This is a genomic window from Aeromonas sp. (assembly GCF_050252055.1).
GTDB classification, from domain to species: Bacteria; Pseudomonadota; Gammaproteobacteria; order Enterobacterales; family Aeromonadaceae; genus Aeromonas; species Aeromonas caviae.
The window spans coordinates 1-26,077 of record NZ_JBFWLQ010000013.1 but is presented as its reverse complement, the minus strand read 5'-3'; the positions used below and the strand labels follow the sequence as shown (position 1 = coordinate 26,077).

Here is a 26,077-nt window from a genome sequence, read left to right as displayed (position 1 = left end):
GTCCTTTAAGGTAAAGGGGCCGTTTTTCTTTTGATGGGTGAGTGACGATGAAACAGGTGGATGTGGTGGTGATCGGTGCCGGGGCGGCCGGATTGATGTGTGCGGCCCAGGCTGGCTACCGGGGTCGCTCCGTGCTGGTGCTCGACAACGCCAAAAAGCCGGGCCGCAAGATCCTCATCAGCGGCGGCGGTCGCTGCAACTTCACCAACCATCAGGCGGGTCCCCATGCCTTCCTTTCGGCCAACCCCCACTTCTGCAAGTCGGCGCTGGCGCGCTATACCCAGCAGGATTTCATCGATCTGGTGGACAGGCACGGCCTGAACTACCACGAGAAGACGCTGGGCCAGCTCTTCTGTGACGACAGCGCCAAGGATATCGTCGACATCCTGCTGACCGAGTGCGCCTGGGCTGGCGTGACCCTGCAGTTCCAGACCGAGATCCTCACCGTCAGCAAGACAGATGAAGGCTTCGTGCTCGACACCAGCAAGGGGGAGATCGCCTGCTCGTCGCTGGTGGTCGCCACCGGCGGCCTCTCCATGCCGAAACTCGGTGCTACCCCTTATGGCTTCAAGCTGGCGGAGCAGTTCGGCCTCACCGTGCTGCCGACTCGCGCCGGGCTGGTGCCCTTTACCCTGCATCAGGCCGACAAGGAGGCCTTCGCCGATCTGGCGGGGGTCAGCCTGCCGGTGGCGGTGACCGCCGAGGATGGCACCCGCTTCAAGGAGGCCATGCTGTTCACCCATCGCGGCCTCTCCGGCCCCGCCATCCTGCAGATCTCCTCTTTTTGGCTGGCGGGGGAGAAGATTCACATCAACCTGCTGCCGGATCTCGACATTCCAGAGACCCTCAAGACCTGGGCCCAGGCCCATCCTGCCCAGGAGCTGAAAACCGTGCTGGGGCGCGAGCTGCCCAAGCGCTTCGTCGACAAGCTGGTGGAGCTGGGATGGCTGGTGAGCAAGCCGATGCGCCAGTACAACGAACGGGAGCTGGAGGCGGTGGCCACCCTGCTGGGGGATTGGCAGATCCTGCCCAACGGCACCGAAGGGTATCGCACCGCCGAAGTGACCTTAGGGGGGGTGGATACCAACGCGCTCTCCTCCAAGACCATGGAGGCGCGCACCGTGCCCGGCCTCTACTTCATCGGCGAAGTGGTGGACGTGACCGGCTGGCTCGGTGGTTACAACTTCCAGTGGGCCTGGTCGTCGGGCTGGGTGGCAGGCCAGTACTGCTGAGGGATGCCGCGGCCCTGCGGTGAATGGCCCCGTCAGCGGCCTCTCGGGTGACAACTTCCAGTTGGCCCGGTCGTCGGGCTGGGGTGCTGACAAAGAGGCTAGGCGGATGAGTCCGAGCGGATCGGGCCGTGTCAGGCGGCCCGAGTGATGGAACCAGACGCGGCCTGCTCAGGCCGCGTTTTTTATGGTCGGTCGACTCGTCCGTCGACGCTGGCGGCCGCTTGGCCTCTAGCCTCTCCTGATATTGGGCAGGAATGCGGTCAGCAGGCCAATAAGGGGCAGATAGGCGCAGACCTGATAGACGGTTTCGATGCTGGTGGCATCGGCCAATCTGCCCAGCAGGGCGGCCCCTATCCCTCCCATGCCGAAGGCGAAGCCGAAGAAGAGGCCGGAAATGGTGCCGACCTTGCCGGGTACCAGATCCTGGGCGTAGACCAGGATGGCGGAGAAGGCCGACGCCAGGATGAGGCCGATGACGATCGACAGCACCGAGGTCCAGAACAGGTCGACGTGGGGCAGCAGCAGGGTGAAGGGAGCGACGCCGAGGATGGAGATCCAGATCACCCGCTTGCGACCGATGCGATCGCCGAGCGGCCCGCCGAGCACTGTCCCCGCCGCGACGGCAAACAGGAAGGCGAACAGATAGAGCTGGGCGCTCTCCAGCGACAGGTGGAACTTGTCCATCAGGTAGAAGGTGTAATAGCTGCTCAGGCTGGCCATGTAGAAGAACTTGGAGAACATCAGCAGACCGAGGATGGCCAGTGACCAGCCAATCTGGCGGCGGCTCAGGCCGGTGCCGGCATGGGCCCTCATCCGCCGATGGAAGCTGGCAGCATGGTGGCTGGACCAGCGGCCGACGAAGCTGAGCACGATGACCCCGATGAGTGCGAACAACGAGAACCAGGCCGCACTGCCCTGTCCCTTCGGCACGATGATGAGCGCCGCGAGCAGGGGGCCGATGGCCGATCCCAGATTGCCGCCGATCTGGAACAGAGACTGGGCCAGACCAGGCTGGTTGCCGGCCGCCATGCGGGCGACCCGGGAGGATTCCGGGTGGAAGACGGAGGAGCCCATGCCGATCAGCATGGCCGACAACAGCACGGCGCCAAAGCTGCCTGCCTGCGACAGGTAGAGCAGCCCCACCAGAGTGAAGCCCATGCCCAGAGGCAGGGAGTAGGGCATGGGTCTGCGGTCGGTATAGAGGCCGATCAGGGGTTGCAGCAGCGAGGCCGTGAACTGGTAGGTGAGGGTGATGAGACCTATCTGGGTGAACGACAGATCGAGCCCCAGCTTCAGGAGGGGATAGATGGCCAGCAGTACCGACTGCATCATGTCGTTCAACAGGTGCGAGAAGCTGATGGCGGCGATCACCGGATAAGCGGTGGTAGTCGGGTTGTCCACCGCGGGCGGGGCGGTGATCGGGGTGTCGGTACTCAAGGTCTTGTCCATGGCTGGGGTATCACTCCCTCTACCATGCCCTATCCCGGCGTATCTGGACATAACCAAAATGGGCGAACGCCCGGATTGCGTTCGCGTGGCGCGCAGGCCGTTCATGCTGACGGCGTGTGGATGGCTGGTCAGATCTTGTGCTTGGCGCGGGGCGGATTAGTATAGAAGGCCTGCCGCCGTTATCCGGCTCATCACCCGCCATGGAGGGAACATGTTCGAAAGCCTGGGTGTCATCAACGTCTGGACCTATCTGGTCGGTCTCTTCTTCATCATCATCGCCCCGGGCCCGAACTCCCTCTATGTGCTGCGAACCGGTGCCGTGCGCGGCATAGGCCCGGGTTATCGCGCCGCCCTCGGCGTCTTCGTCGGCGATGCCATCCTCATTTTCTGCGCCTATCTGGGGATCGCGTCCCTCATTCGCACCACCCCATTGCTGTTTACCCTGGTGCGCTATCTGGGCGCCATCTACCTGCTTTATCTGGGGGTGAAGATCCTGCACGCGAACTTCATCGCCAAAAAGGCGGGACCGGCATCCGAGATGGATCCCGGTGAGCGCTATTTTACCAAGGCCCTCACCCTGAGCCTCACCAATCCCAAGGCGATCCTGTTCTACGTCTCTTTCTTCGTGCAGTTCATCGACTTCAGCTATGCCCACACCTGGATCTCCTACCTGGTGCTGGCTGGCATGCTGGAAGCGATGAGCTTCGTCTATCTGACCCTGCTGATCTTCGGCGGTACCCTGATGGCCCGCTTTTTCCGTCAGCGCCAGACGGCGGCCCGTCTCGGCAACGGCCTTATCGGCCTCTTCTTCATGGGGTTTGCGGCCAGGCTGGCGACGCTCTCCTCCTGACCCAATCAATTAGCCAATTTCGTGAACATGATTGCTGTTAATAGATGGAGAGAGCCGGGCGTCCCCAGCTGTTCTGTCAATCAAACATATAAAGGGTGCCACTCTTAGACAATGCTAAAAACTGCCCAGCGGAAGGATATATCCCTGTAATATTTCTGAGTTTACTCTGGGAGCCATTTTCAATACTCATCTGGTCACCCCAAGCAATTACAGAACCATCAATTTTGAGTGCGGCGAATGAATTGAGCATAGGGATTACTGATGCGATATCGTGTCGATACGTCTCGAGCTGTTCATTATTATATTCATCGCTATAACCACCCCAAGTGAACACATCACCGACGGTGTCAATGGCTGCAAAGCCACTGTAATTGCTAATTACAGACTTAATGTTGGCCAATGATTTCAGAGTTGTCTGAGATTGTTCATTGAGATTGCTATTATAACAGTGAGCTTGAGATACTGAACCATCTGACATTTGTAGCATCATCATCCCCGTGCCCAAAGCTGTTGCCACAGTCAAACTACCCTTCGTATTAATAAAAGCTGATGCATCACTGCAAGTGATATGGTCCTTACTGACAGATAAACCATAGTTATTACCACTGATAATATGGGAAACATTTTTTTCCTGGGATATCAGGTGTTGTGTATCATAAGGGTATTTATATGCATTACCCTCTTTGTCTAGAATTGTGAATCCGTATGTTCCTACAGCAACATCAATAACTTCAGTATTGTTAGTAGAAAAGCCACTACAAATATCATAGCTCCATGCTGATACTGACCCATCTCCATGTAATGCAACAACACCATAACTATTGGGGTGCGTGATAACTCTTTTTATATTATTTAAGTTGGTCTGACATTGGAAAGGAGGTGTTTGCTCATTCCAGGTGACAACTGTTCCATTGCTACGAAGAGCAACGAAACCACTTTGCATCGCTTGTAAATCTATAATACCTGGGATGATCATTGAGGTATTCTGATCCCCTTTATTGAGAAGGACATTGCCGATGGAGGTCAGGGCTGCAAAGTCACCCGTAGAAGAGGATAAGATCTTGACAACATCTTTGCCAATTACACCTGTATTTATGATGCTGTCATGCTCAACTTTAAATATATTCTTATCACCCTCCCTTATAAAATAGGCTGGTGTGACATGATCTCCTGGGAAAACTCTATATACATTTTCCGCTATGATTTCTGGCTCTGAAGTATCTGCATGAGAAGATGATATGAACAGCATGCTCACTAAGAACAACTTAATTTTTAAAGATATGTACTTCATTCCATAACTCCTATGTCGAGAATAATTTATGTTGCAAATGCTTGTGATATTGCAATAATTAAAGTGTAACGCTTTATCGCCCAGTTAAGTGATGTGTTATTTATTTTCAGCATTCTTTACCTAAAGGAATGAATCGTTGCTGATATATAATCATGTGCTGGTTTCCTGTCTTACCTATTTTTGAGTTTTGATAGCTTTCTCCCGGTAATAAATATTTACTTTCTGCCTCGTGATCTGGTTGTTCACAGCCTTTTTTGATCATGAACTCGAAATAGGTGTTGCCGGTATTGGTGATGGCGCTCTGTACCGGGTCCAGCTGGTATGCAAAACGTGACTGACGCGGGCGCACCACCAGGATGGACTGCAGGGCCAGTTTCACCTCGACGGTTCCCCGGTGCTGCGTCTGGCTGCCTTCATCCACCTGGGCTGCCGGTGACTCGGTGAAGGTGATGCGGTAGTAACGCTCATGGTCATCGGCGGGCCCCTTGTAGTAGAACTTGACGTTCTGGGCATGTCTGGCGTGCAGGGTGAAGCGCTTGGGGGCAAACAGCAGCTCACCGGGGACGGTGGGCAGTGTCCTGCCTCTGGCCGTGGGGTCGCTGATTTTTTCCATCTGTATGTCGTACAGCTTGGGTGAAGCACTGTTGTTGGTCAGGGTTCTGGTAATGAACTCCTGCTCTGGCGCCATGGCAAGAGTCATGGCGCCGATGTCGAGGGCGGCGGCCTGTGAGGCCAGCAAGCCGCCCAGCAAGGGCCAAAGTAGACGATGCATGTTGTACTCCATGGTCAGCGCCAGGTCCCCTTGATGGTGATGGTGCCGCTTTGTTCCACCTCGCCTTCCCACATCTCGTCGCCCATGGTGCGCTGCACCATGGGATCGGTCAGGTCGAATTCCAGCGCCAGCTTGTAAAACCGGGTGATGCCCTGGCCGTTGACGGGATCATTCCACTCCTGTGGTGGTTGATTGTCCTGTATTCCGAGGGTGCGAATATCCACCGGTGTGCGATCGCAGCGAATGGCGTGCCGTGAACCCGCTCCATGAGCCACCGAATCGAATACCAGCCTGGTAGGGATGGGGACGGCCTGTTCAGGTGCGAAGGAGCCTGCCGGATAGAAGGTGCAATATCCCCGATAGGGCGACCCTCTGTCCTGTGAAATAGAAATTTCCAGCATATCGGCACTGATGGGGCCGCTATCAGAGATATTGTATGAGAAGCTCAGAATGTCTTTTCCGACCTGCCCCTCCCTGTAAGGATTGCTGACGCCCTCCGAAGACAAGATGGATACGCTGAAGTCCCGTGGCTTTATCACGATTTCAGTGGTGCCACTGAATTCATAAAATCCACTTTCTGGAGATCTGATGTTTGTCATGTTGAAGTTAATAAAGCTTCTGGTTAGCTGGTTCTGAAGTCCTAGTCTGACCACCTGCTTGAAAAAATTACTTGATAGGAAAATATAGATAGAGGACTGGCCTCTAAGGTAATTAAGATCGTAGTTGTATCCTTTAAGTGCCCAATTAGTTAGATTTGTGCTCATTTGCACATCTGTGCTAGCAATAGCACTATTAAGTGCCGAGTTTTTCATGTTGGTGTTAATGTTTATCCCTGAGAGAGACTGATTCCCGTCTAGATTGAAATCGTAGTCAAGGAAGCGACAGAGAATGCCATCCTGGGTACCCCGCCGATAATTCTCGCAGCCTTGTGAACCGGGTAACACATAGGGGGCTCCATTGCTGTCCACGATCACTTCACTGATGGCATTGGTCTGTATAAAGCGCAGATGACCCGCTTTCTTGTGCTGTACCTTTCTCACATACCAGGTGCCGCTGCTTTGATCTATGCAACGCTCACCCGAGGCTGCATCATAGGCTCGGGTGGTCATGCAGAGGTTCATCTCCCTGTTCAGGATGGCTCCAACCGGCATGGTGCGCAGGTAATCAAAGAAGCTGGCGCTCAATTTTGCATGAGCATATCCAGTCGCGGCTTTCGTTAACCCAAAGAAACCAGTCTCATTGACGACGACCGGTTTGTTGACCGCTTCTGCCGTTTGCGGATCACATCCAGACCAGCTTTTTATGCAACGCTGATTGATATAAGGATACCGAATCGGGCCGTTTTCCCACATGTCGATGTTGTAGTTGGTGACAGTGTAGTTATAGCCATTGTCGGCATAGGCCAGGCTGACCTGTCTGGAGTCGGACGTCCAGGCATTGCCACCCGACAGGCGAGGGTCCAGATAATCGGTTGGGGTAATGAATAAATTGTTGTCCTCCTGATTTTCAATAAACAGCAAATGACGAAGATCGGCATCAGCCAGATTATATTTTGTGACAGCCGCACTGCCTTGCTGTGCCCAGCCGGCGCCAAGTGCAATGACCAGCAGCAATCTGTGTGTGATGTTCATGTTCAATACTCTCTCACCATGGCGTAGGTGGGCAGCCCCTGGCAGGTCACGATGCCGACCCAGGCCGCGCCCGTGTGTTGTGCAAGATCCAGGTCGGCTTCACAGAAGTCGCTTCCCCGGCGGAAAGTCAGCATGGGGTTGGCCTTGTCCACGTCCAGGGTGAACTCGCCGACCTCGTTGGTCACCGTGGTGCCGATGTGGTTGTCAATGCGGGCGTTAGCAAGCAGCGAGCCATCTTCTGCCCTGAGTACGCCAAACACGGTGACCATCTCCTTGATGCTGCTGCCGGCATCCAGAGTGGCGACGTTGCCGGGGAACAGGGTGTAGCGCTGCTTGCCGGTGTTGATGTCATAGCTGTCCTTGCCCGTCTTGCTGTTGAGCAGTTCCACCTCGTATTCCTGATAAGGCGAGAGCGCCAGGAAGGTCTGTTCCCCTTGCAGGGGGTAGTCCTGTCCATTCACCTTGGCGAGCATCTGTCCTTCCCGGTGGATGCCGGTATTGATGATGAGGCCTGAACCAGAGGTGCTCCGGCTGGATGCGATCACGTCGTTCTCCGTGGTGATCAGGGCACCCCGTGCAATCAGGTTGCCATTCACGTCGCCGCCATGACCGCGACCCAGCGTCATGGTGCCGCCGATGACCCTGTTCTCGAACCCCAGGGTGCCGGAAAGCGCCATATTGTGTGTGTCGCTGCCGTGCATCATGCGGGAGGCATTCAGTGCGGCCAGGTTGATGGCTCCCTCCATGCGCTTCTGATAGTTGAGGTTGGCCGTGGTCTGGCCCTGCTCGTTGCTGCTCATGCCGAAGCTGAACAGATTGTCGAACGGGATGGAGTAGTCCAGGGTGATGCTCTTGTTGCTGAATCCATTGAGTGTGCCACTGTCGCTCTGCAGGCTGGCGCGCATGGAGAGGTTGCCGTATCGGCCCGCATAGAGGTGCTGGTAGTAATCCGCATAACTGCGATCGCTGTTCATCTGACGGTCGTGCGTGGTGTTGAAGGTCAGCTGGCCCATGCCGCTGACCCAGCCACCCAGATTGATCGTGATGCCGGCCGAGTAGAGCTCGGTTGCACTCACTCCCAGGGCATCGCCTGCATACAGTTTTTCCTGGCTGACCCACAGGGAGGCATTGTCATGGGCTTGCAAGGAAAGGCTGGACGCCAGCCGCCAGGAGTGATCGGTGGACAGCATGCTTTGCAACTGGGTGCCGAGGCGATCCGTGACCTGCCAGCTTGCGCGTGCCTCGCCGACTGCCGCATCCCTGAAAGCATAGGTGGTCGTCGCCAGATCAAGGGTATCCAGCGAGCGTGCCAGCGACAGACCGAGCAGGGGGGAATCGCCGCTGTGCTGGCTGTTCTCCATCATGCCTCCCCACCATTGCCATCCCCACTCCCGGGTAAAGCCCTGATTGCCGCCCAGCTTGGTGACTCGCTGGGTGGTCGTGCTGGTCAGGCGGCCGTCGACATAGACTTCGACCGTGACGTTGTAGACCCCGTTGGGGAACGCGGAGGTGTCGATGTGCTGGTTGCCGATCGCCAGGTTTTGCAGGCCTATCAGGCGTTCATCCCGATAGACCCTGACCTCGCCGTTGGCGGGCATGAAGACTTGCACCGGAGTGGTCGATTCGTTGGTGGTCTGTTTTCGAGATTGCGCCTGGTTGCCATAGGATGCGCCGTAGAGGCGACCCGTGGTCAGGCCCGTCACCACCCCCAGTGTCTGCAGGTCCCATGTCGAGACCATGCCTGCTGCGATGCGGCGATCATCGAGATCCCGCTCGTACATGGCGCGGTAGATATCGCCGCTCTGCTCCGGCTCACCCAGGTTGTAAAGGGAGGCATCCACGGCGACATGGTGCGCGCCCAGCCCGACGGTACTCTCCAGCTGCAGGAAATTGGAGTCCTGGTGCCCGCTCTGGGGGGTATTGATGAAGGAGTAACCCAGGTTGTAGCGCTGTACGCCCGTCAGGGTGTCCACCGTCGGGGTCAGTGCGACACGGTTGTCAGATTGCCTCGCCTGGCCAAAGGCGTCCCGTGACACCCGGATGGTGAGCAGCATGGCGACGAGGTCCAGCTGCATGCTGGCATCGGCATCGATCTGCAAGTCGCCATCGGCAGAAAAGGTGCGTCTTTGCTTGCTGGAGAGCAGAGTGGTAAGGGCATCGTTCAGCACGCCTTGCTGCTGGCCGGCACTGAAATCAAGGTGCAACAAGTGCAGCTTGCCGTCTTGCAGCAGCAGGGTGGCATTGCCGATGGTGTCGTCGGTCAGGGTGTCGATCCTGTTGTCCTCATCCGTGTATCGCAGGCGTACCGGTACCGCCAGCCCCTCTTCCAGCGCCTTGGCAAAACTGGCAGGAATGATGACGTTGGCAATTTTGAGAGGGGCAGCAGTGCTGGCCGAGGCTGACATCGCAATCAGCCAGGAGAGCGGCAACAGCCAGGCTTTTTTCAACATATCGAGCACCATGGTTCCGGGTGTGGAGATCGAGAGCCGTCACCCTGCAAGAGGGTGGGGCGGCACCGTGATAGGGGGTTACTTGATGACGACGAATTCCTGACCCAGCCAGAGTCCCAGGTGGCTCTTTGGATCACGCATGTTGACCTGCTTGAACCGGCGTTGCTTGCCCGGCAGGTCGTAGTAGGTTTCCTTGCACAGCTCCTCGCCTTTCAGGCAGGGGCCATACGCTACCGTGCGATAGGAGGCATTGCCCTGGTTGGTGAGCGTGTCGTCCTTCAGGTCATAGGCGAACCGGTGCTGGCGTGGTGTTACCACCAGAATGGTGCCTATCTGTGCTGACGTGGTGGCAACCGCCTGACGGCGTTCGTTGCGCTGATCGTCGACGGAGAGCGCCGTGTCCAGCCAGCGGATGCGGTAGTAACGCTCCTTGTCATCCTGCGGACCCTTGTAAAAGAACCTGACGTTGTTTCTGGCATTGGCGGGCAGCATCAGCCGACTGGGTGACAACATCAGCTCGCCGCTGACTTCCATGGGGATCTCCTGCCCTCCCTCTTCCGGTGAGGTGATGCGTGTCACGCTGATCGTGACCAATCTGGCCTGGTCACTGCCATTTTCAATCTGTTTGGCGACCTCCTGGCTGCCTGCATCGATGAAGGTGGTGACGGCGCCGACATTGATTGCCTGGCTGATACCGGGAATGAGCAGCAGCCATATCGCTGCAATTTTCAGGTTCATGATGTGCCCCTAAGAGAACAAAGGGCCCCTCAGGGCCCTCAATGGTACGCGGTGGATGAGTTAGCTCCAGTTCGCTACGAACTCGACGTTGACTTCACCGCTCCACAGGCCGTCCGGCAGGGCGTCAAAGGTGGTGGGGGTGCCGCTGGCAGTGGCACTTTCAATGTTGAAAGTGAAGGAACCCTGCGCCGTGACGCGTTCGGCATCGTTCTTGAAGCCGTTGGCAAGAGGAGACAGATTCCCCCCCGTGATGCCGGCAGCGGTGTCGATCAGGGTGGTGTAGGCGGTTGTGCTGACCGGGGCGCCGCCCCACAGCACACCCACATCGACGGTAGAGTCGCCGCTCAGGTGATTCAGGGTGCCGTTCAGCTTCTTCGCCTTCAGGGTGAAGTCGGTCGCGCTGGCATCCCCCTTGATGGCGACATCAAACAGGCCGTTGACGGTGTTGAACCCCTTGATCCCTTCGGCATATTGGAAGGAGAGGCTGGAGAGCGGGGTGACCACCAGCTCGGAAGTGGTGTCTTTCTTGGCAGTGGCCTGCCAGGTCGCGACGGCTGTGGCTTCTACGGCAGCATAAGAGGCGGTAGTGAAGCCGAGGCCTACAACGGTCAGTGCAATCAGAGTCTTTTTCATTTTTTCTTCCTAATTTTCCCAATATGACAGGCTGGATACCCGATACTTGCCGTATTCTTGGACCACTCTCCGTGCAGTGGAGTAGGATGGCCAAGATTTCGACAGCAAAGATACCGTAGTAACGCATCTTCATCGACAAAAGGGCGTGTAGGAAAAGTCTTAATAAGTGTATGTGCTATACGTTATTACTTGTGTTTCTTTACTGTGTCGAATCCCCTCATTTTTTATGTATCTATATGTTTTTTAAATATAAAAAGCACTCATCGATTTGAGAGTGAGAGACTTTTTTAGTCTCATTTCTAGGGGGCGATATGATAAGTGCATGATTATAAAAACAAAAAATAATTTTCTATACTTGGTGCGAAGTTGCCGAGATCACTTCCTGAAATGACCAAAGATAGTGATAGATTATGTGTGTTCGAATCGTTGTATGTTTAATGCAACATGGGGGTACATATGGCGAATGTTTTGGTAGTTGATGACCATCCTGCAATAAGAATGGCTGTTTCATTATTGTTGCAGCAAGATGGACACAACATATGTGGTGAGGTAGACAATGGTGTCGATGCTATTCAGGAGTGCAAGCGTATATCTCCCGATATCGTTGTGTTAGATATAGGTATTCCCAAGCTTGATGGGATCGAGGTAATTAAAAGGATGAGAGAGTTGGAAAATACCCCTTTCGTTGTTGTGCTCTCAGCCCAAGACAGTCATCACATCATGATCCGTAGCTTTCAGGCCGGCGCCAGTGGCTTCGTCTCCAAACTGGAAGATCTGACCTTGTTAAACAAGGCAATAAAGGCTTGCCTTGCAGGTGAGATTTTTTTCCTACTGAAATTAGGGTACATGGTAAATATTCAGCTGATGTAAACAATAATAATATTCTGAAGACGCTCTCAGATAGAGAGATGAGTGTGCTGATTGCGCTATGCCAAGGGCGTTCAAACAAGTTAATTGCTAATGATATGCTTTTGAGTGAAAAAACTATTAGCACCTATAAAACGAGAGTCATGCAAAAACTACAGGTTAGCAATATGGTCGAATTAATCGAGCTTACCAAACGCCATATGAACATTTAGGATAAAAAATGCATAGTTATGTATTAACCTTATTGATCATTATATATAGCCTACCTATATTATTAATGGCGGATGAGCATGATAATAAAGGTATCATAGAGGTTTTTTCAAGGGAGTCATTACCTGATTATAATAGGATGACACCATTCTTAAGTGCAGAAGAGTGGTTATGGTTGAAAAAAAAAGATAACTTGGTTCTGGCAGTTCCATTACCAGATAATCCACCAATGGATATTACTCTGAGGTCTAAAAACTACGAAGGTGTAACTGCTGACATCGTTGGGATATTGAAAAGTAGTCTTGGTATAGATGTTGTTGTAAAAACATACTCATCAAGAGAGAAAGCCATTGAAGCTGTAAAAAATGAAGATGCAGATTTTATTGGGTCTGCTAATAGCTATGAAGTTGGAGAGGGACTTCTGTTAACTAATCCATATATAATGGATGAACCTGCCATATATAAAAGCTTTGGTGTTAATAATGATGACCTTAAAAAGGTTGCCATTCCTGAATCATACCTACCACTTTCCGAAGTAATAAGATATTTACCTGGAAAGAAAGTAGAAATATATCCATCTCGTTATGCTGCTGTGGCTGCCGTTGCATATGGAAAGGCGGACGCAGTCTTGATTGATATGATTTCGGGTAACTTTATTGTAAATAAGTTTTATCAGGATCGGATCCAATTGGTTAGACCTATTTACTCCGACACTGGAGGTTTTTCTTTTGCTGTGAAGTTTGATAACAGTATGTTGATTAACATTCTTAATGCAGCACTTGTTTCTGTTTCTGAGATGCATACATCTTCTATAATAAAGCGCTGGAGTGGTGGTGGTCTATCAATTCAGTCTGCTCGGGCTCGACTTAGTATGCAAGATTGGCAATTGCTTAACGATAAAGGTAGCATCTCCATAGCTGTTAACACAGGGTTGCCACCATTGAGCTTTATTGATGTGCAGGGTAATCTACATGGTATGGCGGCAGATTTATTTCAAATAATAGGTTCGAAGCTGGGCATAAACATTGAAGTGTTACCATTTCCGTCAATGAGTGAACAAATTGACGCGGTGGCATCAGGGAGCGCTGATCTTATGATAATGTCCTCAAGTGAGGATAGGCGTAAAAAGTTTATCTTTAGTCGATCTTTTGCTCTTGACCCATTGGTATATGTAATAAATATAAAAAATAGAGGCGTTGATCCAGAAACACTCCTTAGAATTGGGAGAGTTGCGCAGATTAAAGAGTTTATTCCATATGTTAAGAGTGAGAATGCTAAAGCGGGTAACACAGTGTCTTTTACTAAGGTAGATAATGCACTTGCATGTGTTGAGAGGGATTTATGTGATGTCATAGTATTACCACTAAGGATTGCAAAATTTTTTGTTAGTTCAGAATACTCAGAGACATTGTTTATTGCTGGAGAGCTTTTTGAGTCAACTCCAATTGGGGCTAGCTTTGCTGCTCTACCTAGTCAGAAGCCTTTAATTAATATATTGAGTCAAGTGTTGTCCTCTATACCACCAGATGAACTAGAGAGCTTGGCAACCCGTTGGAGGGTTAGTGCCAAAAAGGAATTAATTACATGGCAAGACGTCTTGAACGAGTTCGGATTAACTATATCTTTCACATTGTTTATTTTCCTGTGCGGTGGACTTTGGAGCTTATCTCTTCGTTGGCAAATTAAACATAGAAATAAAGCGGAGCATGCGCTTGGGTCTCAGTTGAAGTTTATCGAAGAGTTGGTTGATAGTACCCCACATCCAATTTATGCAAGAGATAGTTCAGGATGCCTCATTCTTTGCAATAGTAGTTATGCAGAATTTATTGGCGTAGAAAAAAAGGAGTTGCTTGGCTCAAATATATCAGATGCAGAGCATCGCTGGCCTCATTTCAGTGTGTTGGAGGATATTTTTAGAAAGACTCTAGAGGATGGGGTTGTACGAAATGAGGACCATCATATTCAGCTAGCAGACCGTGAAGTCGATATATATCACTGGTTACAGGTTTATCGAGGGCTTTCCGGTGAAGTGCAGGGCGTTGTCGGGGGATGGATTGATGTGAGCGAGCGAGCCGCTCTGGTGCGTGAGCTGGCGGTGGCCAGCCAGGAGGCCCAGGAGGCAAACCGTGCCAAGAGCACCTTCCTCGCGACCATGAGCCACGAGATCCGTACCCCCATGAATGCCATCATCGGCTTGCTGGAACTGGCGCTCAAGCGGGGTCGGCTGCACGAGGAGGATCAGGCCTCCCTCGCCATTGCCCATGGCTCGGCCAGCGATCTGCTGAGCCTCATCGGCGACATCCTGGATATTTCCAAGATCGAGTCTGGCCGGTTCGAACTTGCCCCCGAACCCCATGACATCGTGACCCTGACAGCGTCGGTCGTCACCGTCTTTACCGCGCTGGCGACGCAGAAAAACCTGCGGCTGGATCTCGTCACGGGCGATCCGTCCTGGGTGCAGATCGATGGTCTTTGTTACAAGCAGATCGTCTCCAACCTGATCAGCAACGCCATCAAGTACACCGAGCGCGGGTCGGTCACGGTGACGCTGGCCTCCCTGGTCAGCGATGGCTGGTGTACCGTGCAGCTCACCATTCTGGATACCGGAATCGGCATCGATCAGGCCGAGCAGGCCAGGCTGTTCGAGCCCTTCAGCCAGGCCAGCCAACCCGAGAAAATCCAGCAGTCGGGTACTGGGCTGGGTTTGATGATCTCCCGCTCCCTGTGCGAGACGATGGGCGGCTCCCTGCAACTGGAGAGTGCGCCCGGGCAGGGGACCCGGGTCAGTATCGAGATCAAGCTGCCGGTGGCCGATGCCGTGGCGATGCCCGCCACGCCTGCACAGGAGCCGGCGGTGGAGCCGGTGCGGCGACTGAAGATCATGGTCGTGGACGATCATCCAGCCAACCGGTTGCTGGTCAGCCAGCAACTGGCTTATCTGGGTCATGACGCCACGGCCGTCGAGTCGGGAGAAGAGGCGCTGCGGCTGCTGATCGGAGCCAGGGTGGATGTCATCATGACCGACTTCAACATGCCCGGCATGAACGGCTTCGAGCTGGTTCGCCAATGCCGGGAGCTGGAGCGGCTGCACGGCTGGCGACGCACCGTGATCCTCGGGCTGACGGCCGATGCGCGGCAGGAGCAGATCAATGAAGGGCAGGCGGCAGGGATGGATGACTGTCTGTTCAAGCCCGTCGGGCTGGAGGCGCTCGATCATTGCCTGCGTCGGCACATGCAGCGGGAAGAGCAGAGTGACATGGTCGTCTGCATGGAGGAGATCCGGCGGTATCTGGGGCCGCTGACCGCACACCAGTCGACCCTGATGGTGCCTCTGCTGGCCGAGTTCGTGCGGGCCAGTGACGACGATATCGCGGGATTGCAACGGGCCGCGGAGGAGGGGCATGTCGGCCAGTTCATCGACCGCATACATCGCCTGAAAGGGGGCGCCAGGATCATGGGCACTCTGAAACTGGTGGCGACCTGCAGCGAAATAGAATCCTGGGAGCTCGATCAGGCCAGGCTGCCCGAGGCGCTGGTCCGTTTGCAGCAAGAGTACGAGGTCGTTCGGCTGGCGGCGACCCAACTGCAGGTGATGGAAGGGGAGGAATGAAGGCATGGGAACATGCCTTCGGCTCCTGTGGTCAGCCCAGCCAGTACACCATCAACTCATAGGCGGCTTCGCCCACCTGGTCCGGTCTGGCTGACGGGGCCTGATAGCTGAGGTAATAGCGGGTCGCCTGCGCCAGGGGGAGGGCGCGGCTTGCTTCGAGGGGTTGTCCGTTGAGCGCCAGCGTGATCCGGAGATCATCCTGCTGTGGCAGGGAGCCGTAGAGTGCGCGGGCTTGCAAACGATAGGTGGTGTTGAAATCCGGGTGGCTCAGGTCTGCTGCCAGGATCTGGACGGGAGCCTGTGCCGGATCCGAATTGATGGCCTGGAGGCCTGGGTGGGTAAGCGCTACTTCCATGTTGGTCTCTTTGCTGGCGGTGGCCTGCCAGTTCAGCTGGCTCACCTGCGTATTGGCGTGAACGGCGGCACTGCTGCAACCGATCATCACTGCCAGCACCATGCTTTTTTGAAACATAGTTATCTCCTTTGTCGGACTGGGCCCTCCTTGGCGAGGGCCTCCTCTTATCGGCGCTTTCCCCGAAAGCTGAACCGCTCTCCCCGGATTCGCCCATGAGTCGGCGGCAGATAAGGGGTATGATCCGCCCCCTGGCGCCATGCCATTGACGGAGGAGAGCCATGCTCGAAAATCAGATGATGTTGTTGGCGGTGTTTGAGCGGGCGGCGCTGATGCTGATGACGCTCTTTCTTCTCACCCGCACCCGGCCGTTTCAGCGATTGTTTCAGAAGCGTGACCACACCCCTGCTGAGCTGGTGCTGGTGGCGGCCATCTTCTGTCTGTTCGCGGTGTTCAGCACCTACACCGGCATTCCGGTGGAGGGGGCCCTCATCAATGTGCGGATCATCGCCATCATCTCGGGCGGCATCCTGTTCGGCCCCTGGGTCGGCATTCCGGCCGGGGTCATCTCGGGGCTGCACCGCTATCTCATCGACATGGATGGCCACACCTCCATTCCCTGTCTCATCGCCAGCATCATCGCCGGCCTGCTCGCCACCTGGCTGCACCTGCGCTGTCGCAAGTCGCGGCTCTGGCTCTATGGCATCCTGGCGGGCATGGCCTGCGAGGGGCTGACCATGCTGCTTATCTGGCAACTGACCGAGCCCCATGCGGTAGGTGTGGAGATAGTCAGTCATATTGCCTACCCGATGATCGCCGGTGCGCTCTGTATCGGGCTCATTATCAAGCTGGTGCAGGATCTGGATGACGAGAAGGAGCTGATTGCCGCCAAGCAGGCCAAGCTGGCGCTCGACATCGCCAACAAGACGTTGCCGTTTTTCCAGAACATCGATCGCCACTCCCTGAGCCAGGTGTGCGGCATCATTCGCAGCGAGATCAGCGCCGATGCGGTGGCCATCACCGATACCCGCGACGTGCTGGCCTATGTGGGGGTGGGCAAGGATTACTACGAGCTGGACGAGCACCACGCCATCAGCGACATGACCCACAGAGCGGTGCTGCTGGACCAGATCATCATCAACAACGATCTGCGCCAGTATCACCTCTCCGATTTCCACTCGGTCATCATTATTCCGCTGCGGGAAAACGGCGCCGTCAGCGGCACCCTCAAGATCTACTATCGCCGCACCCACAGCATCACCAGCTCCCTCAAGGAGATGGCGGTGGGTCTCTCCCAGCTCATCTCCACCCAGATGGAGGTGTCGCGCATCGAGCAGCTCAAGGAGATGACCCGCAAGGCGGAGTTCACCGCGCTGCAGAGCAAGATCAACCCCCACTTCCTGTTCAACGCCCTCAATGCCATCTCGTCGCTGATCCGCATCCGTCCCCAGCAGGCACGCCAGCTGATCGCGAACCTCGCGGATTACCTGCGCTACAACCTCAACAAGGGGGACACCCTCATCGACATCCAGGAGGAGCTGCAGCAGGTGCGCGACTACGTGGCCATCGAGCAGGCCCGCTTCGGCGACAAGCTGGAGGTGGTGTTTGAGGTGGACGACGTGCATATCCAGGTGCCGAGCCTGCTGTTGCAGCCGTTGGTGGAAAACGCCATCCTGCACGGCATCCAGCCCCGCAGTGCGCCGGGTCGGGTCACCATCGAGGTGAAGCAGCTGGCGGGCGGCATCCGGGTCGCGGTGCGCGACACCGGCTACGGCATCAGCCAGGCGGTGATCGACGGGGTCGCCGCCGGTCGGGTGGAAAGCCGCAGCATCGGTCTGATGAACGTGCATCAGCGTGTCAAGCTGCTCTATGGCGACGGCCTGCACCTCAAGCGGCTGGAGCCGGGGACCGAAGTCTGTTTCTATCTGCCTGATCAGGAGGCAATGCCATGCTGAAAGCCATCATAGTGGAAGACGAATACCTTGCCCGCGAGGAGCTGGCCTTTCTGGTGGGGCAGCACAGCAACATCGAGATAGTGGCGAGCTTCGAGGACGGGCTGGAGGCGTTCAAGTATCTGCAGGATCACGAGGTGGACGTGGTGTTTCTGGATATCCAGATCCCCGCCATCGACGGCCTGCTGCTGGCCAAGAACCTGCACAAGTCCAGCCATCCGCCCCACATCGTCTTCGTCACCGCCTACAAGGAGTTTGCGGTGGAGGCGTTCGAGCTGGAGGCATTCGACTACATCCTCAAGCCCTACAACGAGCCGCGTCTCATCAATCTGCTGCAGAAGCTCGAACTGGCGGGCAAGTCCCAGCCCCAGGGTGCGGAGTCCGGGTTGCCACAGAACCGCACCGTCAATCTGGTGAAGGGGGAGCGCATCATCGTCACCCCCTGCGAGCAGATCTACTACGCGGAAGCCGACGAGAAGCTGACCCATGTCTACACCCGTACCGATCGCTACGTGATGACCATGACCCTCAGCGAGTTCGTCAGTCGGTTGCCTGCCGAGGGGTTCTTTCGTTGCCACCGCTCCTACTGCGTCAACATCAACAAGATCCGCGAGATAGTGCCCTGGTTCAACAGCACCTATCTCATCCGGCTCCATGACCTGCCGTTCGAGGTGCCGGTCAGCCGCAGCAACATCAAGGCATTCCGTCAGCTGATGCGGCTCTGATTGTCATTCATTCCCGCCGATCTGCATTTCATGCCTTAATCGGTCGGCGGGAGTGGCGTCTTGCCTATAGTGGCCCCAGTTTCCTTAAGGCCATTCCTCGAGACGCATCATGACCAAAGAGATGAATCGCACCCGGTACCTGACACTGATCGGTACCATCATCACCCAGTTTGCACTGGGTTCCGTTTATACCTGGAGCCTGTTCAACGCCCAGCTTTCCGACAAGCTGGACGAACCGGTGAGCCAGGTCGCCTTCGCCTTTGGCCTGCTCAGCCTCTCCCTGGCGGTGGCCTCCTCCCTGGCGGGCAAGCTGCAGGAGCGGTTCGGGGTGCGCAACGTCACCCTGGGCGCCGGCGTGCTGCTCGGCATCGGCTTCTTCCTCACCGCTCATGCCAGCAACCTGGCGATGCTCTACCTCTGCGCCGGCATCCTGGTCGGTTTTGCCGATGGTACCGGTTACCTGATGACCCTCTCCAACTGCGTGAAGTGGTTCCCGGAGCGCAAGGGGCTCATCTCCGCCTGCTCCATCGGTGCTTATGGCCTCGGCAGCCTGGGTTTCAAGTACATCAACCTGCTGCTGCTCTCCAGCAATGGCCTTGAGACCACCTTCCAGCTGTGGGGGCTGATCGCCATGTCCATGGTGCTGGTGGGTGGCATGCTGATGAAGGATGCGCCCAAGCAGGCCGCCGCCGTGCAGCAGAGCGAGAGCCGCGACTTCACCCTGGCCGAGGCGATGCGCAAGCCCCAATACTGGATGCTGGCGCTGATGTTCCTCACCGCCTGCATGAGCGGTCTCTACGTCATCGGCGTGGCCAAGGACATCGGCGAGAACATGGTGGGCCTGCCGGCCGTGGTCGCCGCCAACGCCGTCGCCATCATCGCCATGGCCAACCTGGGCGGCCGGCTGGTGCTGGGGATCCTCTCCGACAAGATGTCCCGTATCCGGGTCATCACCATCGCCCAGTTGATTACCCTGGCGGGCATGGCGCTGCTGCTGTTCGTGCCGCTCAATGCCAACCTCTTCTTCGTGGCAGTGGCCTGCGTGGCGTTCAGCTTCGGCGGCACCATCACCGTCTACCCCTCGCTGGTGAGCGACTTCTTCGGCCTCAACAACCTGACCAAGAACTACGGCGTCATCTATCTGGGCTTTGGTCTGGGCAGCATCATCGGCTCCATCGTGGCCTCCCTGTTTGGCGGCTTCATGGCGACTTTCAACCTCATTCTGGTGTTGCTGGTGGTGGCCCTGGTGCTCTCCCTCACCATCCGCCTGCCAGCTCCCGTTGCGGCTGTCGACAGGGCCTGACCCCTCTCGCTTCTCAAGTCATAAAAAAAGACCCGGGCCTTGGCCCGGGTCTTTGCATGTCAAGGGGTGGACTCAGCGCGGAGGCAGACCCAGCAGGGCGCGCAGCTGGTGCGCGGTGGCCTCGACCGCCGCCCAGTCGCGGCCAGTGACGGTGACGTGGCCCATCTTGCGGCCGGGGCGGGCTTCGCCCTTGCCATAGAGGTGAAGGTGCACCCCGGGCAGGGCCAGGGCGCCGGCCCAGTCCGGCGTGCCGTCTTGCCACAGATCCCCGAGCAGGTTGAGCAGGATGGCGGGCTGAACCTCAGCCTGTGCCGGCAGCGGCAGATCGCACAGGGCGCGCACCTGCAACTCGAACTGGCTGCAACCGGCGTTGTCGATGCTGGGATGACCCGAATTGTGGGGCCGGGGGGCCATCTCGTTGACCAGCAGTTCACCGCCGACCAGGAAGAACTCCACCGTCAGCACACCCACATAGTCGAGGGCGGCGATGATGTGCTCGGCGATGCGCTGGGCTTCGCGCTCCAGGGCGGGCACATTGGCCGGGGAGCGGGTCTGATCCAGGATGCCGCCGCTGTGCCAGTTCTGCACCAGAGGCAGGGCACTGATGGCACCGCTCGGACTGCGGGCCAGGGTGAGGGCAAACTCCCCCTCCAGTGGCAGGCGTTTTTCCAGCACGCAAGGGACACCGCTGGCGGCCAGGGCCGCTGGCAATTCGCCCGCATTGTGGATAGTCCACTGCCCCTTGCCATCGTAGCCCTCGCGGGCGGTCTTGAGGATGGCCGGGAAGAGGTCGCTGGGCAGGGCGGGCAGCGGCTCGCCGGGCAGCAGGGTCAGGTTCGGGGCGACCGGTACGCCGGCGCGGGTCAGGAAGGCTTTCTCTTCCCGGCGATCCTGACAGACACGTACTGCGCTCGCGGCCGGACGCACCGGCTTGTACTGCTCCAGCAGGGCCAGGGAGGCGGCGGGCACGTTTTCGAACTCGCAGGTGATGGCGTCGCAGCGGCTGGCCAGATCGCGCAGGGCATCGGTATCGTCATAGGCGGCAACGATCTGCTCGTCGGCGGCTGCACCGGCGATGCTGATGGGGTCCGGGTCCAGCACTATCACCTTGTAGCCGAGACGGTGGGCAGACATCACGAAGTAGCGGCCGAGCTGGCCGCCACCGAGCATACCCAAAGTGGCGGGGGGCAGTATCATGCCGGCTCCTCCAGGGTGAGCGCCAGCACCCGGTCGCGCTCCTTGGCGCGGAAGCCATCGAGCTGCTGGTGATAACGGGGAGCGTCGCCATCCTGGGCGACAGAGAGCAGGGACACGGCGAACAGACCGGCATTGGCGGCACCCGCCTCGCCGATGGCGAAGGTGGCGACCGGCACGCCCTTGGGCATCTGCACGATGGAGAGCAGGGAATCCATCCCCTTGAGCTGGCGGGTGGGGATGGGCACGCCCAGCACCGGGATCGTGGTCTTGGCGGCCAGCATGCCCGGCAGGTGGGCTGCGCCGCCGGCGCCGGCGATGATGGCGCGCAGACCGCGATCGCGCGCACTGGCGGCATATTCAAACAGGAGATCCGGGGTGCGATGGGCGGATACGACGCGCGCTTCATAGGGCACGCCGTGCTCCTTGAGGATGCGGGCGGCGGCCTGCATCACGGGCCAGTCAGAGTCGGAGCCCATTACCAGGCCGATCATAGGGGGGGTCGTCATTACGGCTTCCTCGGATGTCAAACGTTTGCCGCATGTTACCAAAAAGCCGTGGGATCTGGCTCAACATTTCTTGTGTTTGACCCGCTCGAATGACGGTCAACGAGCCTCAAGGTACGAGAGGGGGCGAGGATATGCGCCACTTGGCACCGACTTTGGGTAAAAACGACATTAGAAATCCAGATGGCTATACATCCAAGACGGCTCTGCCTATAATCCCCCCGCTTTGGCGCATCATGCTTAAAAGGGAATCCGGTGAGAATCCGGAGCTGGCGCGCAGCGGTAAGGGGGAACGAAGCGACATCAGGGCACTGCCGTCAGGTGGGAAGCCGTCGCCGTAGGCCATCAGCCCCCAAGCCCGAAGACCTGCCAAAGTTCGTATTTCGGGCCGAGAGAAACCGGCCACGAAGTAGATGCTTACGCGAACTTAAGGATCTCTCATGTCCAAGACATTATTGGCGGCTGCCCTGTTGCCAACGGCGGCCTTTGCCCAACAACTGACCATCCCCGTCAATCCCACCATGGTGGTGACCGCTACCCGTGTCGCCCAGCCTGCCTCCAGTGTGCTGGCGCCCGTCAACGTGGTGACCCGTGACGAGATCGATCGCCTGCAAGCCCAGACCGTGACCGACGTGGTCAAGACCCTGCCCGGCGTGGAAGTGGTCAGCAACGGCGGCCGCGGCCAGCTCAGCTCGCTGCGGGTACGTGGTGGCACCTCTTCCCAGACCCTGGTGCTGGTGGACGGGGTGCGCAGCGCCTCTCTGACCGCCGGGATGACCGAGCTCAACAACCTGCCCCTCAACCAGGTGGAGCGGATCGAATATATCCGCGGTGCGCGCGCCACCATTTATGGATCCGATGCCATCGGTGGGGTCATCAATATCATCACTCGCCCGGATCAGGGGACCAATCAACACAAGTTCAACTTGGGTGCGGGCTCCCACAAGCAGCGTCAGGCCGCCTTCAGCAGCGCCAGCCAGGTGGGTGATGCGGGTCAGATCAAGGTCGCTGGTGGTTTCGATGACGAGACCGGCTACAACGTGCATCCCATCGTCGGGGTGAACGATGGCGACAAGCATGGCCACCGGGGCTACAACGCCATGGTGGATTATCAGCAGGCGCTGGCCAGCAACTGGGATCTGTTCGGTACGACCCGTTGGTTCCGCAACATTGCCCAGTACGACAGATCCTCTGCCGCTTCCGCCTGGGGCCCGGCGTTTCATCAACGCAACGAGACCTGGACCGAGAACCAGAGCTACCAGCTCGGCTCCCGCTATCATGACGAGCGCTACCTGAGCGAACTGCGCGGCGCCTTCTCCAAACAGGATGCCTACGACTACCCGGATACCAGCGGCCGCGATCAGTCCGCTGATCGACTCTATACCCGTCAATACACCCTGAACTGGGTCAACAGCGTCAAACTGGACGAGAGCTGGACCCTGGGGGGCGGCGCCGACTGGCAGCGCGACATGCTGGACGATAGTTCCCGCTCCTCTGGCGTCGCCTTCCCGAGTGACGCCGATGAGCGTGACAACACCGGGCTCTATGCCCTGGCCCAGTTTGACAACCAGGTCTGGCAGGCCGAGCTGAGCGGTCGCAGCGATGACAACGAGCAGTTCGGACGTCACAACACCTGGCAAACCGGCGCTGGCTGGCGCTTCGTTGAGGATTATCGCCTCAGTGCCCGCTACGGCACCGGTTTCCGTGCCCCCTCCTTCAACGATCTCTACTACCCGGGGTCCGGCAATCCTGATCTGAAGCCGGAAGAGTCGAAAAGCCACGAGTTGATGCTGGACGGACAGACCGCTGGTGTGGAGTGGCGCTTGACCGGTTATCGCAACGACTTCGAGCAGATGATCCAGTGGGCACCGGACAGCCAGGGCATGTGGACGCCGCAAAACGTCGGCAAGGCGCGGATTGAAGGGGTTGAGCTGGAAGGGGAGTTCGAGACCGGCTGGCTGAGCCATCGCGTTTCCGCCGAATACAAGGATCCCAAGGACAAGGTCACCGACAAGCAGTTGCAGCTGATCTCCCGCAAGGGTGCCAAGTGGGTGAGCCAGGCGCAGTGGCAGCAGTTCGATGGCTCCCTGAGCTGGATCTACCAGGGTGAGCGTTATGGTGACGCGGCCAATGCCACCCAGCTGGGCGGTTACAGCGTGTGGAACCTGGCGGTGGGCTATCAGGTTGCACCGTCCTGGAAGGTCTCCGGCAAGATCAGCAACCTGCTGGACAAGGAGTACCAGACCTCGGTGGGTTACCCGGCTGACGAGCGTGCCTACTATGTGACGGTGGACTACGCACTCTGATCCCCTTGTCTGGATCTGAAAAATCAGGGGCCCTGCCATTGGCAGGGCCTTTTCTATTGGCGCCGGGCGGGAGTATGATCGCGGCCTCGCATTCAAGGGGGAGCTCAGGTGGCCAATATTCTCGTGTTCGACTCCGGTATGGGCGGTCTGACCGTCTATCGGGAGATCCGTCGCGCTCTGCCGGAGCACAACTATTTCTACAGTTTCGACAATGCCCACTTTCCCTATGGCGAGCTGAGTGAGGCGGCCCTCATCGAGGCTTGTACCGGACTGGTCAGCCACATGGTGGCCGAGCACGCCATCGATCTGGTGGTGATCGCCTGCAATACCGCCAGCACCATTGCCCTGCCATCCCTGCGTACCGCACTCAGCATTCCCGTGGTCGGCGTGGTCCCCGCGATCAAGCCTGCCGCCGCCCTGACCCGTAACGGCTACATCGGTCTGCTGGCAACGCCCGGCACCGTCAGCCGTGACTATACCCATGAACTCATCGCCCAGTTCGCCCCGGGCAAGCATGTGCTGCTGAAGGGAGCCACCGAACTGGTTATCGAAGCCGAGCGCAAGCTGGCGGGGTTGCCGGTCAATATGGCCCTGCTCAGAGAGGTGCTCACAGACTGGATGGAAGGGGAGGAGAGGCCGGATACCCTGGTACTGGGATGTACCCACTTCCCCTTGCTCAACGAAGAGATCAAACAGCTGATGCCGGAATGCCAACTGGTCGATTCGGGTCTTGCCGTGGCAAGGCGGGTGGCGCATCTGCTGGCGACACTGCCGGTCCAGGCGCCTGGCGAGGGGACGGGACGTGCCTACTGCACGCGACTGGATGCTGGGGCCCAGAAACTGACAGCCCCCTTGCAAGCTTGGGGGCTGTCGTCACTCGAAGAAGTGGTGTACTGAATATCAGGCGTCGACGTCGTTGACGTCCTTCTCATCCCGGTCCCGCTTGTCATTTGCTTCACGCACTTTCAGGGTGCGCTGCTGATACTCCTTGTCATTGAGCGCGGCGATGGCCTTGGCCGCATCGGCGACAGGCATCTCCACAAACCCGAAGCCCCTGCGTTTGCCGGTGGCCTTGTCCTTCATCAGACGAACTGACAGTACCTGACCTTGCTCGGCAAAGAGTTCGCGCACCGCAATCTCGTTGGCGCGATAGGGCAGGTTGCCTACATATAAGGTACAGGTCTCCTGGCTGGTTGCCTGTTCGAGGGCGGTGGCAGGCGCACGGTTAAGGAAGAGCGGTACCACGAAACCGCCAATGGCCAGACCGGCGGCAAAAATGACTTCGACTTTCAGAGAGAACTGCAGGGCCTGGGCAACCAGATAGCCGAACAGCGCCAATACCAGAGCAAGAACTGCTGCCTGCACATAAACGGGAAACTTGGATAAATTCATCTTTAAAGACCTTTTGTAAATGAAAGCAAAAAAGGTGCAACACTTTATTCACCTTCATGGTAACCAGCTTTACGACCAGACGCTACCATGGACCACTTGAGGCAAATTATCCGCTTCAGTATGGCATTCCTTCAGCCAGGAAGATCCTGATAAATGCCAATAAAAGAGGGCTGAAATCATCAGCTTGTGGATAACATTGTATATATACACTGGGTAAGTTGTTTCTAACTGGATAATTTGAAGTTTCCGTGACTTTCTTCAAAAAATCCCTTGTCATCGCAACCGGCCTCCCTATAATGCGCCCCTACCAGCACGGCGGAACACGCCAACCTGATGAGCCAGCTTTCTTAGGAAGTGGGCGCCGAAAGAAAAGCGAAAACAACCGCTTGACTTTCGAAGTGAGAGGCGTAGTATGCGCCTCCTCAACGCGATAAGCGTGACGCTCTTTAACAATTTGAATCAAGCAATCTGTGTGGGCACTCACAGTATCGAGCATCAAAAACAATTTTTGATATCAATGTCTGATGAAGTGACCAAAGCAACTTTTAGTTGCAGCAGTTAATTCAGCAATTCATTGAGCCGCCTTAATTGGCAACCAAACTTAAATTGAAGAG

General features: G+C 56.8%; 21 protein-coding genes and 1 riboswitch. Of the genes, 10 read left to right on the top strand and 11 right to left on the bottom strand.

Annotated elements, in window-relative coordinates; genetic code table 11:
* Positions 1-47: 47 nt before the first annotated feature.
* Positions 48-1,232, top strand: coding sequence for an NAD(P)/FAD-dependent oxidoreductase (locus tag AB7E19_RS18945; RefSeq protein ID WP_268452440.1), 1,185 nt, complete (start codon positions 48-50; stop codon positions 1,230-1,232).
* Between the two features lie 228 nt (positions 1,233-1,460).
* Here AB7E19_RS18945 and AB7E19_RS18940 read toward each other — a convergent pair whose 3' ends face one another.
* The gene (locus tag AB7E19_RS18940; protein ID WP_041214206.1) at positions 1,461-2,681 is read right to left on the bottom strand and encodes an MFS transporter; all 1,221 of its coding nucleotides are present in this window, start codon (positions 2,679-2,681) and stop codon (positions 1,461-1,463) included.
* 211 nt (positions 2,682-2,892) lie between these two features.
* Between AB7E19_RS18940 and leuE the strand changes: the two genes are divergently transcribed.
* On the top strand, positions 2,893-3,531 hold the full coding sequence (gene leuE, locus AB7E19_RS18935) for a leucine efflux protein LeuE (RefSeq protein ID WP_010672336.1): 639 nt from the start codon (positions 2,893-2,895) through the stop codon (positions 3,529-3,531).
* Positions 3,532-3,607: 76 nt separating this feature from the next.
* On the opposite strand, the gene AB7E19_RS18930 is transcribed toward leuE, so the two are convergent.
* From AB7E19_RS18930 to ecpA, 6 genes are all read right to left on the bottom strand, one after another.
* A complete protein-coding gene (locus AB7E19_RS18930; RefSeq protein WP_427936239.1) occupies positions 3,608-4,822 on the bottom strand; it encodes a hypothetical protein in 1,215 nt (404 codons plus the stop codon).
* Positions 4,823-4,928: 106 nt separating this feature from the next.
* Complete coding sequence (locus AB7E19_RS18925; protein ID WP_427936237.1) at positions 4,929-5,606, bottom strand: fimbria/pilus periplasmic chaperone; 678 nt, start codon at positions 5,604-5,606, stop codon at positions 4,929-4,931.
* A 2-nt stretch (positions 5,607-5,608) separates the two neighbouring features.
* Positions 5,609-7,225, bottom strand: coding sequence for a hypothetical protein (locus AB7E19_RS18920; protein WP_427936235.1), 1,617 nt, complete (start codon positions 7,223-7,225; stop codon positions 5,609-5,611).
* Positions 7,226-7,227: 2 nt separating this feature from the next.
* A complete protein-coding gene (locus tag AB7E19_RS18915) occupies positions 7,228-9,675 on the bottom strand; it encodes a TcfC E-set like domain-containing protein (protein WP_427936234.1) in 2,448 nt (815 codons plus the stop codon).
* Between the two features lie 78 nt (positions 9,676-9,753).
* Entirely contained in the window at positions 9,754-10,413 is a 660-nt protein-coding gene (locus tag AB7E19_RS18910) for a fimbria/pilus periplasmic chaperone (RefSeq protein ID WP_010672340.1), read from the bottom strand.
* A 60-nt stretch (positions 10,414-10,473) separates the two neighbouring features.
* A complete protein-coding gene (ecpA, locus tag AB7E19_RS18905; protein WP_408815982.1) occupies positions 10,474-11,046 on the bottom strand; it encodes a common pilus major fimbrillin subunit EcpA in 573 nt (190 codons plus the stop codon).
* 456 nt (positions 11,047-11,502) lie between these two features.
* Here ecpA and AB7E19_RS18900 point away from each other — a divergent pair, with 456 nt between their 5' ends.
* The 3 genes from AB7E19_RS18900 to AB7E19_RS18890 are packed head-to-tail and all read left to right on the top strand — an operon-like array spanning position 11,503 to position 15,733.
* Positions 11,503-11,916: a response regulator gene (locus tag AB7E19_RS18900; RefSeq protein WP_427936231.1), complete on the top strand. Its 414-nt coding sequence runs from the start codon at positions 11,503-11,505 to the stop codon at positions 11,914-11,916.
* A 38-nt stretch (positions 11,917-11,954) separates the two neighbouring features.
* On the top strand, positions 11,955-12,125 hold the full coding sequence (locus AB7E19_RS18895) for a response regulator transcription factor (RefSeq protein ID WP_427936229.1): 171 nt from the start codon (positions 11,955-11,957) through the stop codon (positions 12,123-12,125).
* Between the two features lie 8 nt (positions 12,126-12,133).
* Positions 12,134-15,733 carry an ATP-binding protein gene (locus tag AB7E19_RS18890; protein WP_427936227.1) on the top strand — a complete coding sequence of 1,200 codons (3,600 nt, stop codon included), beginning with the start codon at positions 12,134-12,136 and terminating at the stop codon, positions 15,731-15,733.
* A gap of 31 nt (positions 15,734-15,764) precedes the next feature.
* On the opposite strand, the gene AB7E19_RS18885 is transcribed toward AB7E19_RS18890, so the two are convergent.
* Positions 15,765-16,205 (bottom strand): hypothetical protein, encoded by a 441-nt coding sequence (locus tag AB7E19_RS18885; RefSeq protein WP_045522692.1) that lies wholly within the window; start codon positions 16,203-16,205, stop codon positions 15,765-15,767.
* A gap of 161 nt (positions 16,206-16,366) precedes the next feature.
* Between AB7E19_RS18885 and AB7E19_RS18880 the strand changes: the two genes are divergently transcribed.
* The 3 genes from AB7E19_RS18880 to AB7E19_RS18870 all read left to right on the top strand — a co-directional run bounded on the left by AB7E19_RS18880 (position 16,367) and on the right by AB7E19_RS18870 (position 20,065).
* Positions 16,367-18,040 carry a sensor histidine kinase gene (locus AB7E19_RS18880; RefSeq protein ID WP_039040684.1) on the top strand — a complete coding sequence of 558 codons (1,674 nt, stop codon included), beginning with the start codon at positions 16,367-16,369 and terminating at the stop codon, positions 18,038-18,040.
* Positions 18,034-18,762: a LytR/AlgR family response regulator transcription factor gene (locus AB7E19_RS18875; RefSeq protein WP_069651566.1), complete on the top strand. Its 729-nt coding sequence runs from the start codon at positions 18,034-18,036 to the stop codon at positions 18,760-18,762. The genes AB7E19_RS18880 and AB7E19_RS18875 overlap by 7 nt, the downstream gene beginning before the upstream one ends.
* A gap of 109 nt (positions 18,763-18,871) precedes the next feature.
* On the top strand, positions 18,872-20,065 hold the full coding sequence (locus AB7E19_RS18870) for an L-lactate MFS transporter (RefSeq protein ID WP_322131096.1): 1,194 nt from the start codon (positions 18,872-18,874) through the stop codon (positions 20,063-20,065).
* Positions 20,066-20,137: 72 nt separating this feature from the next.
* On the opposite strand, the gene AB7E19_RS18865 is transcribed toward AB7E19_RS18870, so the two are convergent.
* Both AB7E19_RS18865 and purE read right to left on the bottom strand, forming a co-directional pair.
* Positions 20,138-21,262 (bottom strand): 5-(carboxyamino)imidazole ribonucleotide synthase, encoded by a 1,125-nt coding sequence (locus tag AB7E19_RS18865; RefSeq protein ID WP_049636933.1) that lies wholly within the window; start codon positions 21,260-21,262, stop codon positions 20,138-20,140.
* Entirely contained in the window at positions 21,259-21,768 is a 510-nt protein-coding gene (gene purE / locus AB7E19_RS18860) for a 5-(carboxyamino)imidazole ribonucleotide mutase (RefSeq protein ID WP_029313402.1), read from the bottom strand. Before purE ends, AB7E19_RS18865 begins: the two co-directional genes overlap by 4 nt.
* A gap of 207 nt (positions 21,769-21,975) precedes the next feature.
* A riboswitch (cobalamin riboswitch) is annotated at positions 21,976-22,153 on the top strand.
* A gap of 52 nt (positions 22,154-22,205) precedes the next feature.
* Between purE and AB7E19_RS18855 the strand changes: the two genes are divergently transcribed.
* Together AB7E19_RS18855 and murI are read left to right on the top strand one after the other, a co-directional pair.
* Positions 22,206-24,071, top strand: coding sequence for a TonB-dependent receptor domain-containing protein (locus tag AB7E19_RS18855; RefSeq protein WP_214003651.1), 1,866 nt, complete (start codon positions 22,206-22,208; stop codon positions 24,069-24,071).
* Between the two features lie 108 nt (positions 24,072-24,179).
* Positions 24,180-24,968 (top strand): glutamate racemase, encoded by a 789-nt coding sequence (gene murI / locus AB7E19_RS18850; RefSeq protein ID WP_322131095.1) that lies wholly within the window; start codon positions 24,180-24,182, stop codon positions 24,966-24,968.
* A 3-nt stretch (positions 24,969-24,971) separates the two neighbouring features.
* Here the strand turns inward: murI and AB7E19_RS18845 are convergent, their stop codons facing one another.
* Positions 24,972-25,463, bottom strand: a complete 492-nt coding sequence (locus tag AB7E19_RS18845; RefSeq protein ID WP_322131094.1) for an RNA-binding protein — start codon at positions 25,461-25,463, stop codon at positions 24,972-24,974.
* Positions 25,464-26,077: the final 614 nt, after the last annotated feature.